This is a genomic window from Fibrivirga algicola (genome assembly GCF_011742925.1).
Taxonomy (GTDB): domain Bacteria; phylum Bacteroidota; class Bacteroidia; order Cytophagales; family Spirosomataceae; genus Fibrella; species Fibrella algicola.
This window is the reverse complement of sequence record NZ_WAEL01000010.1, coordinates 266,354-282,879: the sequence shown is the minus strand read 5'-3', so window position 1 is coordinate 282,879 and position 16,526 is coordinate 266,354. Positions and strand designations below refer to the sequence as shown.

14 protein-coding genes are annotated in these 16,526 nt (G+C 52.7%); 1 reads left to right on the top strand and 13 read right to left on the bottom strand.

The window, feature by feature from the left end:
• From F7231_RS23825 to F7231_RS23770, 12 genes are all read right to left on the bottom strand, one after another.
• Positions 1 to 2,769, bottom strand: a 2,769-nt coding sequence (locus tag F7231_RS23825) for an SdrD B-like domain-containing protein (protein WP_208295671.1), incomplete at its 3' end; no start/stop codon positions are given.
• Between the two features lie 890 nt (positions 2,770 to 3,659).
• The gene (locus F7231_RS23820) at positions 3,660 to 6,914 is read right to left on the bottom strand and encodes a hypothetical protein (protein WP_085412717.1); all 3,255 of its coding nucleotides are present in this window, start codon (positions 6,912 to 6,914) and stop codon (positions 3,660 to 3,662) included.
• Positions 6,915 to 6,953: 39 nt separating this feature from the next.
• Positions 6,954 to 8,021 (bottom strand): NAD(P)/FAD-dependent oxidoreductase, encoded by a 1,068-nt coding sequence (locus F7231_RS23815; protein WP_166693803.1) that lies wholly within the window; start codon positions 8,019 to 8,021, stop codon positions 6,954 to 6,956.
• Positions 8,018 to 8,734, bottom strand: coding sequence for a (d)CMP kinase (gene cmk, locus F7231_RS23810; RefSeq protein WP_085412715.1), 717 nt, complete (start codon positions 8,732 to 8,734; stop codon positions 8,018 to 8,020). The genes F7231_RS23815 and cmk overlap by 4 nt, the downstream gene beginning before the upstream one ends.
• A gap of 45 nt (positions 8,735 to 8,779) precedes the next feature.
• Entirely contained in the window at positions 8,780 to 9,328 is a 549-nt protein-coding gene (locus F7231_RS23805) for a GNAT family N-acetyltransferase (protein WP_166693802.1), read from the bottom strand.
• Positions 9,329 to 9,512: 184 nt separating this feature from the next.
• On the bottom strand, positions 9,513 to 9,713 hold the full coding sequence (locus F7231_RS23800) for a helix-turn-helix transcriptional regulator (protein WP_166693801.1): 201 nt from the start codon (positions 9,711 to 9,713) through the stop codon (positions 9,513 to 9,515).
• On the bottom strand, positions 9,710 to 10,171 hold the full coding sequence (locus F7231_RS23795; protein ID WP_085412712.1) for a hypothetical protein: 462 nt from the start codon (positions 10,169 to 10,171) through the stop codon (positions 9,710 to 9,712). Before F7231_RS23795 ends, F7231_RS23800 begins: the two co-directional genes overlap by 4 nt.
• 120 nt (positions 10,172 to 10,291) lie before the next feature.
• Positions 10,292 to 10,621 carry an L-rhamnose mutarotase gene (locus tag F7231_RS23790; protein WP_166693800.1) on the bottom strand — a complete coding sequence of 110 codons (330 nt, stop codon included), beginning with the start codon at positions 10,619 to 10,621 and terminating at the stop codon, positions 10,292 to 10,294.
• 62 nt (positions 10,622 to 10,683) lie between these two features.
• A complete protein-coding gene (fucP, locus tag F7231_RS23785) occupies positions 10,684 to 11,970 on the bottom strand; it encodes an L-fucose:H+ symporter permease (protein WP_085412710.1) in 1,287 nt (428 codons plus the stop codon).
• 112 nt (positions 11,971 to 12,082) lie between these two features.
• Positions 12,083 to 12,865 (bottom strand): L-fucose dehydrogenase, encoded by a 783-nt coding sequence (locus F7231_RS23780; RefSeq protein ID WP_166693799.1) that lies wholly within the window; start codon positions 12,863 to 12,865, stop codon positions 12,083 to 12,085.
• A 64-nt stretch (positions 12,866 to 12,929) separates the two neighbouring features.
• Positions 12,930 to 13,754 carry an amidohydrolase family protein gene (locus tag F7231_RS23775; RefSeq protein ID WP_166693798.1) on the bottom strand — a complete coding sequence of 275 codons (825 nt, stop codon included), beginning with the start codon at positions 13,752 to 13,754 and terminating at the stop codon, positions 12,930 to 12,932.
• A 94-nt stretch (positions 13,755 to 13,848) separates the two neighbouring features.
• Positions 13,849 to 14,703, bottom strand: coding sequence for a fumarylacetoacetate hydrolase family protein (locus F7231_RS23770; RefSeq protein WP_166693797.1), 855 nt, complete (start codon positions 14,701 to 14,703; stop codon positions 13,849 to 13,851).
• A gap of 114 nt (positions 14,704 to 14,817) precedes the next feature.
• Here F7231_RS23770 and F7231_RS23765 point away from each other — a divergent pair, with 114 nt between their 5' ends.
• Complete coding sequence (locus F7231_RS23765; RefSeq protein WP_229370292.1) at positions 14,818 to 15,501, top strand: hypothetical protein; 684 nt, start codon at positions 14,818 to 14,820, stop codon at positions 15,499 to 15,501.
• A 52-nt stretch (positions 15,502 to 15,553) separates the two neighbouring features.
• Here F7231_RS23765 and F7231_RS23760 read toward each other — a convergent pair whose 3' ends face one another.
• The gene (locus F7231_RS23760; protein WP_166693796.1) at positions 15,554 to 16,459 is read right to left on the bottom strand and encodes a hydrogen peroxide-inducible genes activator; all 906 of its coding nucleotides are present in this window, start codon (positions 16,457 to 16,459) and stop codon (positions 15,554 to 15,556) included.
• Positions 16,460 to 16,526: the final 67 nt, after the last annotated feature.

Genomic DNA, 16,526 nt, shown 5'->3' with positions numbered 1-16,526 from the left:
CGTTGGCCGGAAGAAGCCAGCGTCCAGGGTGGTGTTGCTCTCACCCGACGACAGGGTCACCGCCAGAGTCCGCCCTGTGATCGGATCCGCGTCAGAGTCCAGACTAGCGTCCGTTCCAGACAGAGGAGCCGTCGCTGACAGACCCGCCGGGGCCGTGAAGCCCACCGCGTAGCTGTTGCTCGAACCAGGGGTCAGCCCTGTGAACGAGTACAGACCGTTGACATCCGTGGTGGTCGTAGCGATAGCCGAACCGTTTTGGTAGAGGGTCACTACCACACCTGGGATGGCCGTGTCACCCGTATTCTGGATACCATCGCGGTTCGTGTCGTTAAACACGTAATCGCCGAGGGAGGCTGGCTTGAAGAAACCAGCGTCCACCGTGGGGTTGAACTCGTCAGCTGTCAGTGAGTACACACCCGTCAGACCCGTTAGCTTATCCGCGTCCGAATCCAGGGCATCATCGCTGCCCACATTTGCCAGTGTCGGCATGTACCCAGCCGGCTGCCCGAAGCCTACCACGTATGGTGTAGCAGGGGTCAGCCCTGTGAACGAGTACAGACCTGAGCTGTTGGTCGTGGTCGTCGCGATAGCCGAGCCGTTGGTGTAGAGGGTCACCACTACACCTGGGATGGCTACGTCACCCAGATCCTGAATGCCGTTGGCATTCTTATCCTCGAAGACATAGTCACCCAAGCCCGCCGTTGGCTGGAAGAAGCCAGCATCCAGGGTGGTGTTGCTCTCCCCGCTGCTCAAGGTCACCGCCAGAGTCAGGCCTGTGATCGGATCCGCGTCTGAGTCAAGGCTACCGTTCGTTCCAGATAGTGGTGCAGTTGCAGATAATCCTGCGGGAGCCGTGAAGCCCACGCTATACGAATTCGATGAACCCGGCGTCAAACCCGTGAATGAGTAGAGCCCCGATGCATCAGTCGTAGTCGTAGCGATAGCCGACCCGTTCTGGTAAAGGGTTACAACTACACCCGGTATAGCCAAGTCACCTACGTTCTGTATACCATCGCGATTCACGTCGTTAAACACGTAATCGCCGAGGGAGGCAGGCTTAAAGAAACCAGCGTCCACGGTAGGATTGAACTCGTTAGCTGTCAGCGAGTACACACCCGTCAGACCCGTTAGCTTGTCAGCATCTGAGTCCAGGGCATCATCGCCACCCACGTTCGCCAGCGTTGGCACGTACCCAGCCGGCTGACCGAAGCCCACCACATATGGCGTAGTCGGCGTCAGCCCTGTAAATGAGTATAGACCTGAGCTGTTGGTCGTAGTGGTAGCGACAGCTGAGCCATTGGTGTAGAGGGTCACCACTACACCTGGAATGGCCACGTCACCCAGATCCTGAATGCCGTTGGCATTCTTGTCTTCGAAGACATAGTCACCCAAGCCCGCGGTCGACTGGTAGAAACCAGCATCCACCGATGTGTTACTCTCGCCGCTACTCAGCGTTAGCCCCGCCGTCAGTCCCGTAATTGGGTCAGCGTCAGAGTCCAACCCATCGAAGCCTATGTTGGCCGAGGTCGACTCGAAGCCTGCTGGGGCAGAGAAGCCTACCGAGTAGGTATTCGATGTACCTGGCGTCAGCCCCGTAAACGAGTAGAGACCGGTCGCGTCGGTCGTGGTCGTGGCGATAGCCGACCCGTTCTGGTAGAGGGTCACCACTACATTTGGAATCGGCGTATCACCTGCGTCCTGGATCCCGTCGCGGTTAGCGTCGTTAAATACATAATCACCCAGTGAGGCAGGCTTGTAGAAACCAGCATCAAGGGTGGGGTTGAATTCGCCGGCTGCCAGTGTCACTGACAACGTATTACCAGTGAGCGGGGCGGCATCTGAATCTTTAGATGCGTCGGTTCCCGATAATGGTGTAGTTGCTATAAAACCAGCCGGCGTAGTGAAACCAACACTGTAGCTATTCGACGTACCTGGCGTTAGACCAGTAAATGAGTACGCACCCGCTACATCGGTAGTAGTAGTGGCGATGGCGGTACCATTGAGGAACAGCGTTACCGTTACACCAGGAATAGCGACGTCGCCCGCATCCTGAATACCGTTGCGATTTTTGTCTTCAAATACGAAGTCGCCCAGTGACGACGTCAATCCTGGGTTGACCAGAATATTACAGCAGTTGCTTACATCGCAACCGTTCAGTTTGCCGCTAAACGAAAAAATGCCGGGCGCCTTTATAAGGAGGTTCCCATCTGCATCAACGCTTGCCTCAGTAGTTGAGGCCGAAATCGGATTCCCGTTAACAAACCACGTAACGGCAGTAAAACCGGTTGGCTTGTCAACAATGTATTCGTCACCAGCATACCAAGTAAGCGGTACCGAAAAGCAGGCGTTGTCATAATCATCTTCGACCAGTGACCCATTGCCCGGAATCGAGTTGGTATCCGTTCCGTCCATGGACGCAATTTCGGCCGAGTTAAACGCCACACCCTCTCCATCAACCCGAACGCTGATCTGTAAGGTTACCGTTTGTCCGGGGTTTACTGAGCCCACTGTCCAGCTACCGGTGGAGCTGGCAGTAGAAAACGTAAACCCGCCAACCGAAGCGGTAGATGAGAGGTACGTAGATAAGCCCGGCGTCATTGACTCGCTCACCACTACACTGGTTGCCGTTGCCGACCCCATGTTGGTAACCGCGACCGTGTAGGTAACGACTTCGCCTAAAGCTGGCGCGGCATTACTGATCGTTTTCTCGAGTTTCAGATTGACCCCTGCTGTCTGCGCGTAAGCCCCTACAGCGAGACCCAGCAGCATACAGGTAGCTACCGTGACCCGCCCTAGTACCGACACCCTGCCAGAGACAGCAGGAGTAGTTCGCTTATGCAGAAAAGCGATCAAATACGCCCAAAAGGGGCTTATCCGACGCAAAAACTGGTTTTGTAAAATTAGATCATTCATTGCAAGCGGGAGAATAGGTATGCTGGATAGGTGGCCAAACTGTATCTGTCTGGATCGAAAGTCAGGTGGTTCTGTCCACCGAGGAGGCCTATCAGGCCGATTACCCGTTGCTGGATGAGCTGAAAGCCCGCCAGGTTGATGAGTTGCATTTAGCTGTCTGAACTGTAATGAAAAGCTCTTCGCAGAAAGCAGGCAGCTCAACTGGAGGATCAGTCGTTCAAAAAAGTGAAGCAATTGGCCTTTGAACGCCGATTGAATCCGTGTATTTCGAAGTGTATTCAGAGCTGAAGCGGCCTTGATAAGGACAGTATTCAGTGTAGACGTCACAATCATCTGCGATGGAATTAGAAGCGATTTTGGGGGTTCCAGCAGCCTATAAGTATACAGTCAATTCAGACCTGACGCCCGCGACTTTGACGCGAACACAGTGCTGAACAGAAAGTAGGCTATGGTACGCTCATAATTCATCTAAAACTATGCCAAAGCATATGCCACATCTGGCAAATACCCGTATACCGAACCTAAGAGCCAAGTGACTCTGGATTATGAGGGGGGAATCAACATTTGGCTAAGTGTATCTACTATTTACTTAAGTCCAAATGAGAGAAAGGGACTGACGGCACGGTTAGCTAAAACTATGCCAAAGAGGGGCTCACTTAGGCAATAGCACTCAGGCGCTACTACGCGACGACATAAAAAAAACCCTGCCTTGGCAGGGTTAAAAATTAACAGTAAGTGAATGAATTTTAGAAATCGTACCCTAACGTGACATACGCTATTGGCTTGTTCGTGAGCTTGTTTTCAATGCCCCAGGCGTAATCAAACTTTACGTAATAACCTAGCAGCATAGTCCGAGCACCAACACCATAGCCTATCAGGAATGGATTTTTAAAGTTGGTGAGCGTAACGCGGAATGGAGTTGGCGCACCGCCAAAGCGCTCTGTATTCAAACTGTTTTCCCGACTGAAAGGCCCACTCGTACCGTTCCAGGCAGTACCAACATCCGTGAAACCAACAAACTGCAGGTTACGCAGGAAGTTAGATGTGATGTTGCCCCGGTACAGATAGCGGATCAGTGGGAAGCGCAATTCAGCATTGAATAACAGGTGGCTGGTGCCTACCAATTTGCCCTGGCGGAAGCCCCGTAGCGGCGCAGCAAAGTCGAGGAAGAAAAGGTCACGAATGTTATTTCGTATTTCGTTGATCACCAGCGGGTTTGTGGCAGCGTTCTCTTTCTGGTTATTGATCCAGTTTTCCATCCCGCCCACAGCACTCTGCTTAGCCGCAGCACCGCCCGATTGCCCGTATGAGAGGCGAAGAGCCAGCACCAGATCGCGGTGAATATGCTGGTAGTGGCGCACATCAGCCGTCAGTCGGTTAAACGACTCACCAACGCCCCGCAGACCGGTATAATTCTCGTAACGCACTTTTAAACGAGTGCCCTCGATCATGTTCATCCCGTTTACTTTCGTGTTATCGAATACGACCTCGGCCCGGGCTCCAGCGTAATCCGACACAGCATCTGGCTGGCCCTGCCCCTGAAACGAGAGATCGATCTGGCGGGTCAATACGTAGAAAGGCGCTACTGAGAACCTGGTATTTACCGAAATTGGATAAGATGCTGTCAAAGCCACCTTATTGAACCGGAACCGCTGGCTGAACTCACCGGCATCTAAGAAGAGCGTTTGCCGGTCGACCCGCACACCGTAATCAACCCGATACTTCAGGTTTTGGTATTCAGCCCACATGTCGCTGTTCTTCAAGTTTGTTGTAATAAACAAACCCGCTTTCACAATGTGGTTTTCCAGTAAATCATTCAGGGCTATGTTTTGAACGTACCCAAAGCCCCGGATCGGGTCGATGCGCCAGGCTGAGCTTGCGTCGTTCATCACAAACAGCCCCCTGTATGGAAATGGCCCCCGCACGGTTACATTTTCACGACGACGATTGCGGAGCAAGGGCGTATTCAGACCCGGAATGGTCGCCTGTGCAGCCGTTGCCGCTGCCCGACGCTGCCGATACTCCGCCGCTTTCAACACATCGGGATCGAACTCATACTGGTCGGTGTCTACCTCGCCCGGAAGCAGTGCCATGCGGGGCGCAGGAGGTGCTACTGTTACTGAAGCAGGTGCAGACTTCGTGGTTGTGTCGCGCCCGGCCAAGGCACTATCAGTGGTTACGGTTGGCTTGGGTGCAGGTTTAGCGGCCGCTCTCAGTCCGATACTAACCGCCCGCTGGGTAATGGGCAATGGGGTTTCTGACTCCGGCAGTTTCGACCGGAATCCGATATATAACGTGCCATCCTGTATGCTGCTGTACGCAAACCCACCGTTCGCAGGCAGGTAATCGTATTGCATGATGCCGGTTGGTAGCGCCGTTACAGCCGTTTCGGTCTGCTCTTCAATCTGCCGCTTATACAGATTTCGAATGCCCGTTTGTTCACCGACATAGTAAAAAACATTATCGCTGGCGCTAACTGGCGCCAGGGCCCGGTACGTTGAATCAGTAAGGCGGCGAACAGAAGCGACCCGGGCGCTGCCCTCAATAGTGTAGATGCTGAACTGATCACGGACCGACTTGTACGACCCCTTGTCAACGTTCAGCGTGTCTTGTAATCGGTTCGAGGAAAACACAATCTGCCGCCCCGAGCGCCCAACAAACCGAGGTTGCAGGTCGTCATACAAATCATTGGTCAGTTGCTGGTAGTTGTTCCGGTTCAGGCTATAGAGGAACAGGTCGTTTTGTCCTTTCCGTACAGCACTAAGCACCAGACTCCCTCCATCGGCCGACGCATCCATGCTTGTCACCTGTGCCAGCCCGCTGATAGCCTGACGCAATACACGTTTAGGACGCTTTTCCAGATCACTGTATATATATAGGAACGGGCGCCCCTTTTCTTCAAGCAAAACAACGAGCCTGTTATCACGTTGCCAGGTCACCAACGGCATGTTGGGTTTGTACGCCAACCCGTCGAGCCGATACCCGCCCGACATCAGGCTATACTTCTTCCGGGTAGCCGTATTCACCACTTCTACATTGTACTTACCATCACGTACGGTAGTATAAGCAAGGAGTGCTTTATCGGGACTGAGCTTTAAGCTATTTAACTGAACGGGCGTTTTAGAACTTGACAGACTGATTCGAAAATCGTCGGTCTTGTTTTTAAACGCGCTTGCAAATGGGGCGGCCTGTCCCGCGTAGTAGTCGCGCCAATCGCGCAGGAATTTGTTATAGGAAATACCGAGCGTACTTTGAATGCTGTTCTGCTCGTTTCGGATAATCCTGGTCAGATTCAGGATATTGGAAATATTATCGCGCCCATATTTCTGCCCGATATAATTCCAAATCGACTGCCCTACCCGCTCAGCGTCAATACCACTCAGGGTAGACGGCTTACGGATAGGATCATTGATAGAGGCGTCGCGCATGTAATCGTCTAACTCGGGGCTCCATCCCTCGGCCACGTAGGCTGCCATGCCAGGCATGAACCAGTCGGGCAGGGTCAGTAGCAACGAACTTTGCAGGGCATCTTTCAGGCTACCGCCATAGAGCATGTCGTATACAAAGAGCATGGTTACGTTGCGCAGCAGTTCTTTACGGAAGCTGACCTGATCGCCGGAAAAAGCCAGTTCTACCCGCGACTTCGACAAGTCCAGCTCACGGCGGGTTAATTCACCGAGCGTAGTGACTCCAATATTGCTTTGGGCTAGTTCCTGCGGCGAGTTGTACAGGAAAATCTTGATTCGGTTGTAAGGCGTATAGCCCAACAACTCCGTAATGCGGTCGAAGTCTGATTCGGCGTATTGCGCGGCCAGATTAGCTAGTTGCTCCCCGTCTTCGTAGAAGTAGATCTCGAAGTTAGACGTGCGCACGGTTTTCCACTCGAAGGTCCGGTATTGAATCCGGTTCTTGCCAAACTGTTCGAGCGACGGGTAGTTCTGAGCCATAGCCGACGTACCCAGCCCTAGACACAGTAATGAAAGGATATACAACTGACGCATAAGCATCTTGAGTAGAGAACAAGTCAAACAAACTGCACTTTATAACGAATGAAAACGGCTAATATTCACGGCCGGATTGATTTCTTTACCCAACAGTAACTGATCGGCAAAATCATGGGCAAGATAGGGTGCCAGCGAGACGCCTTTCGTGCCCATACCACCAAATATACCGATAGCTGGGTACGTTTGATGCCATCCTACCAGCGGCCGACGATCCGTCACTGACGGTCGGATTCCTGCCTGCTGATCAATAACGGTAAAGGGGATCTTGAGTAACGCACGTGCCTTTGTTTCTAAGAACGACCGGCCCGCGTCGGTTGTTTTCCAGTCCAGTTCATGCCACGAATAGGTAGCACCAATCCGGATGCGCGTGGACGATAAGGGCATAACGAAAATACCTTGGTTGACAATGTTCGTGAGGGGGTAGTCGGCTACGCTGGCAGTCAGAATCTCGCCTTTTACCATGTTGTAGGGTAGCGCCCCAAACAGGCTATTTTCCTGACCGTGCGGCCCCTCGCAGAAGATTACATGGCGATATATATTGCCCAGGTACGTAACCGAGTCGGGCTGTATGGTCAGATCTTCGACACGGACGTGACCGGTACTAAAACATGCTTTATCAATATAGTAAGCACGAACAGCAGCTACGAAAGCGGGCAGATCTACCCAACCCGCCTGCGTTACCTGGATACCACCGAAGGGATTATTGATTACCGTCGAATAGGCCGACTCATCAACCTCTGACTTGAAATAAGGCAGCAACTCAGGGTCAGCGGCGATAGTTTGGTAAAGCCTCCGCTCCTTCTCGTCACGGTAGGGTCGGTACACATCAAGCGGCGTAAAAAAAGGCGTGTTGAGTTGCCGGGACAGGTCGCTATAAAACCGATGCAGGTACGGAAACAGCCGATCAGCTTCCCAGGTTTTCACCAGTTTGCGCCCCGTAAGCGGATTAACAATTCCTGCCGCCACCAGCGAGGCAGACGGCCGGTCAGGTGCCGAAACAACATGCACCGACAGTCCTCGTTGCTGTAAGGTCAGGGCCAGCACCGAACCGGCTACGCCCTGCCCAACAATCAGTACGTCAGCTCCTTTCCCAGCCAGGCTCATGGGTTGACCCGACCAAAATGGCCTTGCCTGTGCAGTTCAGCAATGCGACGATCAGCCAGTTCGATCACCCACTCAACCTGCTCGTCGATCATCATGAACGACGTATCCAGCAAAACCGCATCGGATGCTTGCGATAAAGGGCTTTCTGACCGTGTACTATCGATATGATCGCGTTTTTCGAGGTTGCGAACGATATCGTCGAGGTTGACCATTTCGCCTTTTTCAAGCAGCTCTACCTGCCTCCGTTTAGCGCGAATAAACGTGTCGGCGGTCATAAATACCTTCACCTCGGCATCCGGAAATACCTTTGTTCCAATGTCGCGGCCGTCCATAACCACACCACGTTTACGACCCATCCGCTGCTGCTGGGCTACCATAGCCCGCCGCACTTCCACGATGGTGCTCACCTCGCTCACCATATTGGAAATGTACATTTTCCTGATTTCTTCCTCCACGTTGAGGCCGTTCAGACACGTTTCGTTTCTACCCGTCTTTTCGTTGAAATTGAACGATACGTGCAGTTTTTCGAGCGCCTCGGCCACCTCCTTCGGATTGGTGTAGGTAACGCGGTTCTGGTGAAAGTACAAACTCACCGCCCGGTACATGGCCCCGGTGTCGATGTAGGCGTAACCCATTCGGGCGGCAACAGCTTTGGCCGTGGTGCTCTTCCCGCAGCTCGAATATCCGTCTACGGCAATGATGATTTTCGACATGCAAAAGGGGCTAATAATCCCGCAAAGAAACCACAAACGGGGCGTTTATGAAAGTTGGTTTTTGCGCGCTCGGTACTCTTCGCGCAACATCGCATAAATATGTTCGTCAAGGAAATTGTTATTTTTCACCGCCGCTTTCCGGTGAATTGCCTCATGCCGGAAGTGGGCACGCTCCAGCACCCGCATCGACCCTACGTTACCCTCTAACACGCAGGCGTAGATGCGATTAACCTGCGAGTTCTTGAAAATATAATCGACCAGAACGGGCATCACTTCCGAGATTATTCCTTTTCCCCAGTATGCTTCAGACAGCCAGTAGCCTATCTCCGCGTTGAAGCGGTAAATATCATCACGAACGGTAAAACCGATGTTACCAACGGCTTCACCATCTACCTCAATAGCCAGATTATTAGGCAATTGAGTGGCCCGGTTAGACCGTACCCAAGCCGATGCATCACGTATGCTGTAGGGATAGGGGAAAAAATCACGTACCCAGTTCCAAATGTTTCGGTTGCTGGCATGTCGCGACAAGGCTTCTTCATCACCCTCACGCCAGGGGCGAAGCAGGCAGGTGTTTAATTGAAAGTGCGTCAAGAGGCAGTGGATTTTTGCCTAAACTACAAGTTTATCAGGCGAAATAACAACGGTTAGGCTGCTTTGTTGGCATAACCTTATCGTAACATAAGCTAACTCCCGTAATTCAGCCGGGCATCTCTTCCTGCAATGAACAGCGCATAAGTCAGGGAATAGGATACAAATTTGGCCCGTAAGGGTATTGTCAATCAGTTTCGTCAAGGCTGAATAAGGCTTCGACTGGCCTAGCGAATACGGCGGCCAATTTAAGCGCCAGCACCGTTGAGGGAACGTACCTACCGGTTTCAATGGAATTGATCGTTTGCCGACTGACGCCGATACGCTCGGCCAAATCGCCCTGCGACAGATTGGCCTCGGCCCTGGCAACTTTCAGTTTATTCTTCATGCCGCCATCAGTTGGTTATTGCGATAAAGAAGCCACCTGAAGCGCAAAATGAATATCAGCAACGGCGTAAATAGATTGTATACCAACACTGAATAATAGCTAAATCCATAAATCAGCAACGTGGCACCAATCAGCAGAACATAGTTGACCAGCAAACTCCATTGAAGCGCCTTCAATCTTAATTGAGCAATCATCTCATCCTCAACCGACTCACGAGAGAAGGCAACAAGCCCCATGCCTCCAATTAAACCCACAATAAGGAGCGTGTCGGTCAGATTCAGATCGTTTGTGTGAAACTGTCTGTATCCGGCAGTCAGCGAATGCACAGGAACTGTAATTGTTAGCCAATCAACAGAGTACCCGTAGACATTAACAAGTAAGCTAAGCGCTAAAGCAGCAATAAAGATGAACCAGCCAATAAGCTGAAATCGATTAGGCAAAAGCAGGGACGAGTACATGCGTATGACAAGTTTAGTTGACAGCATAAGTATCAAACAAACTTTTCATATTGTCAAGTAAACTTTACAATTCATACTAAAGAAAGGCCTGATGCTTGGTTGAACATCAGGCCTTTTCGGTTAGGTCAGGCTGTAAATCTGGTCCATCAACACCCATTTTTCACCAGGCTTAGCACCAGGAACGGCTTGCTGGTAACCCCACATGAGTTGCTCCCAAACCTGCACGGCGGGGTTGGCAGCATCCATTTGAGCTTTACGGTCAAAGGAAAACGTGTCGTCGGTTTCCATGATCATAAATAATCGATTGCCAAACCGGTAAATGTTCATAGCCGTCACACCCGCCTCCCGGATACTAGCCTCAATCTCGGGCCGCGGGTTGGCGTGGTGGTGTTCATACTCGGCAATCAGGGCCGCGTCGTCTTTCAGGTCAAGCGCAAGTGCGTAGGTCATACCATAACGCGGACTTGAGTCCGCAGTTTATCTGTTAAATGCGGACTCAAGTCCGCGTGACATTACTCGTTCACAACGTGTCCTTTCCAGCCATACCAGGCAATAACGGTCAGGCAGAACATGGGTACAATGTAAGCGAGTTGAATATTAGTCTGGTCTGAGATCCAGCCCATCAGCAGCGGGCAGAACGCCCCACCGGCAATGGCCATCACCAACAGCGAGGAGCCAAGTTCGCGGTCTTCGTTTAACCGATTGATCGCCAGCGCAAAAATGGTTGGGAACATAATCGACAAAAAGAACGGAACAGCAAAAAGAGCCCATACAGCTACTTCTGAGTGCGACGACAGCGCCACACCAAGCAGGGCCATGCAGATAACGGCATAGATCGTCAGCAGGCGTTGCGGAGCAATATACCGCATCAGGAACGTACCTGTAAACCGGCCAATCAGGAAACCCAGCATGGCGAAACCAAGCAATTCAGCAGCCTCTTTCTCAGGAATATCACTGGTGTATTTGGCAAACCGGATAAAGAAGCTCGTAACGCAGACCTGTGTGCCCACGTAGAAAAACTCGGCACCAATACCGCCAACTAACTGCCGGTGTTTCAGCGCGGTACGCAACGTAGACACCCGCTCGCTTACGTGTGTGTGTACAGTAGGCAGTTTGATGAACACGAACAGCAGTAAGACAACCAGTACCAGACCGGCAATGATCAGGTACGGCATTTTTACCGAGTTGGCTTCAAATTGCAGGTACGCGTCCAGTTGCGCGGGGGTCATGGCCGTTAGTTCGCTCTGGGTATGCTCAATGCCACTTAGAATTAGCTTACCGCCAATCAACGGAGCCAGAAACGAACCCAGTCCGTTGAATGACTGGCTCAGGTTCAGTCGCGTGGTGGCCGATTCGGGTGGGCCTAGCAGCGTTACATAGGGGTTTGCGGCCGTTTCCAGAAACGCACAACCCGACGCAATGATGAACAACGCCCCCAGAAACAGGCTATACACCCGGGTGTTGGCGGCGGGCACAAACAGCAGCGCACCAAACGCATACAGCGCCAGCCCCACCAGGATACCCCGTTTGTAACCGTACTTTTTCATTACCAGCCCGGCCGGAATGGCCATGATGAAGTAGCCCAGGTACACCGCCGAGTCGATCAGGGCCGATTGAAGGTCCGATAGCTGGCAGGCTTTCTTCAGGTGCGGAATCAGAATTGGCTCCAGGTTGTGCACAAAGGCCCATAGAAAGAATAAGCTCGTCACCAGCGCAAAGGCCAGAGTGTACGACTGGGTTGGAGTACCTGCCGGCGTGCCGGTTGGCGTAGACGTTGGCGTAACAGGGATAGCAGCCATGTTTTAAGCGAAGGGTTTAGGAGAAAGGGAGGGGATACCGTTTGCTGTGGCGCTGCTACTAGAACAGGTTGAGTCAAAGCAGCGCCACGTCAAACAGCAAACGGTGAACCGGTTAAGAAATAGACCGGTCGAGGTGGGTATAGCCGCCGTCGACGTAGACTAACTGGCCAGTAGTATGACTCGATTGCGACGATAACAGAAATGCCACCGTGTTGGCCAGTTCTGCAGTAGTGGTCATGCGGTGCTCGAGCGGAATCTTACTGGTAATTTTTTGCAGTGTCGCTTCCGGATCGTGCAATGTTTTGATCCATTTCTCGTACAGGGGTGTCCACGATTCGGCCACAATAACGGCATTCACGCGGATACCGTAAGGCAGCAGTTCCACCGCCCATTCACGGGTGAGGGCATTTCGGCCACCATTAGACGCCGCATAGGCCGATGTCCCTCCCTGACCGGTGGTGGCTACCTTAGAGCCAATATTGACGATGCTCCCTTTCGACGCTTTCAGGGCGGGCAGAGCATGGTGAGCCATCAGGTAGTAGTGCACCAGATTTTTGTGCAACGACGACATAAAGCCCTCGTAACTGCCGTTTTCCAGACCTACGCCATCATTCTCGCCCGCGTTGTTTACCAGTCCGTCTATCCGACCAAACTGGTTCATCACCTCATCGACAGCCCGTTTGCAAGCCTCTGGATCGGTCAACTCAGCTACCACACTAACGGCTTTTCCGCCCGCTGCTTCAATGCTGGCAATGGTGTTGTCGTTGTTGCCGGCACTACGGCCTACAATAACCACGATGGCCCCTTCGGCGGCCAGTACCTTGCTGATGCCTTCACCAATGCCACGGGCGCCGCCCGTAACGATGATTACTTTATCATTTAAGTGTAAATCCATGATATATCGTTTTTCACATCAAGCCCACCCCAACTTGCAATAAAGGGGCGGGGTCGACGTAGCTTTATAATCCGTAAAACTTCACCGCATTACCGCCAAATACCTTCGCGCGAACGTCGTATCCCCAAGGTGCCAGGTAGTCTTCCACCACCGTTTTCACCTGGGTATAATCGGCGGCAACAAGGCAGACGGGCCAGTCGGAGCCGAACAATAACCGATCAGGGCCAAACTGTTCGAAAACCACATCCAGGTAAGGGAACAGATCGGCCTTTTTCCAGTTTTGCCAGTCGGCTTCAGTAACCACGCCTGACACCTTGCACGATACGTTTGGCTGTTTGGCAATCTCGGCCATAAAATTCGACCAGCGGCTTATCTCCTGCTGACGAATGACAGGCTTAGCCATATGATCGATCACAAACTTCACGTCGGGGACTGACCGTACCAGATGCAAGGCTGCTTTTAGCTGCGACGGATAGATTAGAATGTCGTATGTAAAACCAAAGGCAGCCAGTTGCTTAATGCCTTTGACAACCTCAGGACGCATCAGAAAATCGTCAGGTTCGGCCTGCGCTACATGCCGGAAACCCCGGATCTCTTCAAACTGCGAGTACGCTTCCAGGCGGTCGTACAGGTTAGCGGCCTGCAGATCGACCCAACCAACTACACCTTTCACAGTATCGTAGGCCTGCGCCATACCAACCAGAAACATCGTTTCTTCGTCGGTCTGCGAAGCCTGAACCGCCACGCAGCCATCAATACCATTGGCAGCCAGGACCGGCTCCAGATCAGCCGGCAAAAAATCACGCCGGATGGTCGACATATCGTCGGTGATCCAGCTATCACGGTCTGGATTATACAGCCAGAAATGCTGATGCGCGTCTATCGTCATAAGTCAGTGTGGTCAATACGCAAGTTCGAGTAGTGATAGCGGTGCTCAGGTACGTTGCTGGCAGCGCCTTCGCTACTTGATCATCGATGACTGGTCATTGATACGAAACGGCCAGTTGACGTTGTTCGCCCAACCCCTCGATACCGAGTTCAACCACGTCGCCGGGGCTGAGGTAACGGGGTGGTTTCAGGCCAAGCCCTACGCCAGACGGGGTGCCCGTCGAGATCACATCACCAGGGAGCAACGTCATGAACTGGCTGATGTAGCTAACCAGCGTGGGTACGTCGAAAATCATATCGTCGGTACTAGAGTCTTGCAGCTTTTCGCCGTTTACCGACAGCCATAAACCCAGAGCGTTAGGGTTAGGCACCTCTTCGCGGGTAACCAGGTAAGGCCCCAGCGGCGCAAACGTGTCGCATCCTTTGCCTTTGTCCCACTGCCCGCCTCGCTCCAGTTGGAAGGCACGTTCGCTGTAATCATTGATAACGGCATAGCCCGCTACATAATCCATAGCCTCGTCGAGTTCAACGTAGCTGGCCCGTTTACCAATTACCACGGCCAGTTCTACCTCCCAGTCGGTTTTCTCCGACCGTTTGGGGATCACCACGTTGTCGTTAGGACCACAGAGCGACGTTGTTGATTTAAAAAATAAAATAGGTTCTGCGGGCGGCGTGGCACCTGTTTCGGCAGCATGTTTGGCGTAATTGAGGCCCACACAGACGATCTTCGACGGCCGCTTGATACAGGGACCAAACCGGGTATCGGCCGGAACACGGGGGCATTGTGCGGCATGGGCGGTGAGCCAGTGCGCCAGCCGTTCGGGGCCTGCGGTAGCGAAAAATGTTTCGTCGTAGTCGCCACCGAAGTGTGTAACGTCGAGATGAGCGCCATCTGGCAGCAATACGCCGGGCTGCTCGTGGCCGTCAGGGCCGAAGCGGAATAGTTTCATGCAAAAAATCTTTGCGGTAAAAGTAGCCAACCAGTACGCACTACTCCTACCCTATTAGCTACTTTTCGCAGGCACCTACATACCAGCCGCCTAACTCGGCTCGTTGTTAGGGCAATGTCTTTTAATCCAGCTCCATCACGCATCGCTTCGGCTACCGGTTTGTTCACGGTTTGCCTCCTAATTGGGCTCTCGGCCTGTCAGCGCCCTGTTGCCCAGTTTCAGCGCAGCAATCGGGAGGTGTTTTACTCGCCGGTTCCAAAGGCGACCAATCCCGACCTGTCTGCCAACCCAGCTTTGGCCGGGCAGCCTACACCAGACCAGCCTGCCGACGAATTACCGGGGAGTCTGCCTGGCAACGTACCCAGCGAACCGGCTCCGGCACAGACGCCCGTCGCTTATGCACAGCTACCAGCGGAGCCGACGGGAAACACGGCTAATGGCCCTGTCCGCACCACCTATTCTACTGCCGAACGTATCGGGCAGCGTCAAAACAACGCCCGCCGGTTGCTTCAATCCGCGCATGAGACAGGAACTTCGATCCCAGCTAGCGAACACCAACCAGGACCGAAGCCCAAGAAGACATTACGGGAAATTTTGGGCTTGCCTCCCCGCAAAAAACTGAACTGGTGGCAGCGCATTTCATGGCAGCTGAAAGCTTCGATCATTGTCATTGCCGTAGCCCTGTTGTTTGCCGTGCTGAACATCACGATTCTGGCGATCGTGTTCGGGGTTGTTGGTGCACTCCTCCTCATCCGGGGTCTGAAGAAAAGTTTCAAAGTGAAGCGCCCCTGGTTTTAACCAATTACCTGTCAACTACTTAATTAGTAAACAGAAGCAGGCTCACCGTTGCTTATAGCGGCTTCACGCCCTCGGGTAAATTGGCCGTTATTTCGCGCCGAAGGGCGTTGATCAGACTGCGCTTCAGAAAGCTACGGTGCATGACCAGGCTCACTTCGCGCACGGGTGCCACGTCTTTGAATGGGCGGAGTCGCTTCTGGCGGGTAGCGTCGAAGTCGATGGTGGCCAGGTAAGGAAGCAACGTAAAGCCATCCTGCCGGTCAATGAGCTTCACCAGTGTCTCTAGCGACCCCGTTTCGTAGCGCAACCCAGCATTACCCTGATGCCGCCCACCGCATAAATTCACCACCTGATCGCGAAAACAATGGCCTTCCGACAATAGCCAGAGGCCCTCATTGGTCAGGTCGGCCGAGTTGATAGCGGTCTTTTTCAGCAACGCGTTACCCTCGGCGGCATACAGCATAAAAGGCTCGTTGAAGAGTGGAATATCGCTCATGCTGTTTTCGCGAAGCGGCGTTACCACAATGCCCACATCAAGCAGGCCATTGCGCAGCCGCTCAACGATCTGCTCGGTCAGTAGCTCTTGCAGTTGGATCGTCACGGCTGGGTAACGCGCCATGAACGCACCAATAAAGTAAGGCAACAGGTATGGAGCCAGCGTAGGAATGATACCGATGCGCAGTTCACCTCCAACCTCATCGCGTGATTCTTTAGCTAGTTCAGGAATCCGACGCGATGCCTGAAGCACCTCCCGGGCCTGTGCAACTATAATTTGTCCTGTTTCGGTCGGCACAACCGGATGCTTCGACCGATCGAAAAGCAGGACCCCCAACTCATCTTCCAGCTTCTGAATCTGCATGCTCAGCGTTGGCTGCGTCACGTGGCAATGCTCAGCAGCAGTGGCGAAGTGACGGTGCGTATCAATGGCAACAATATAATCGAGTTGAGTAAGGGTCATGGAGGAACAGAAGACCTTTATAGATGAATTCGATACAAAACTAAATTACATTGACTAAATAAATGAA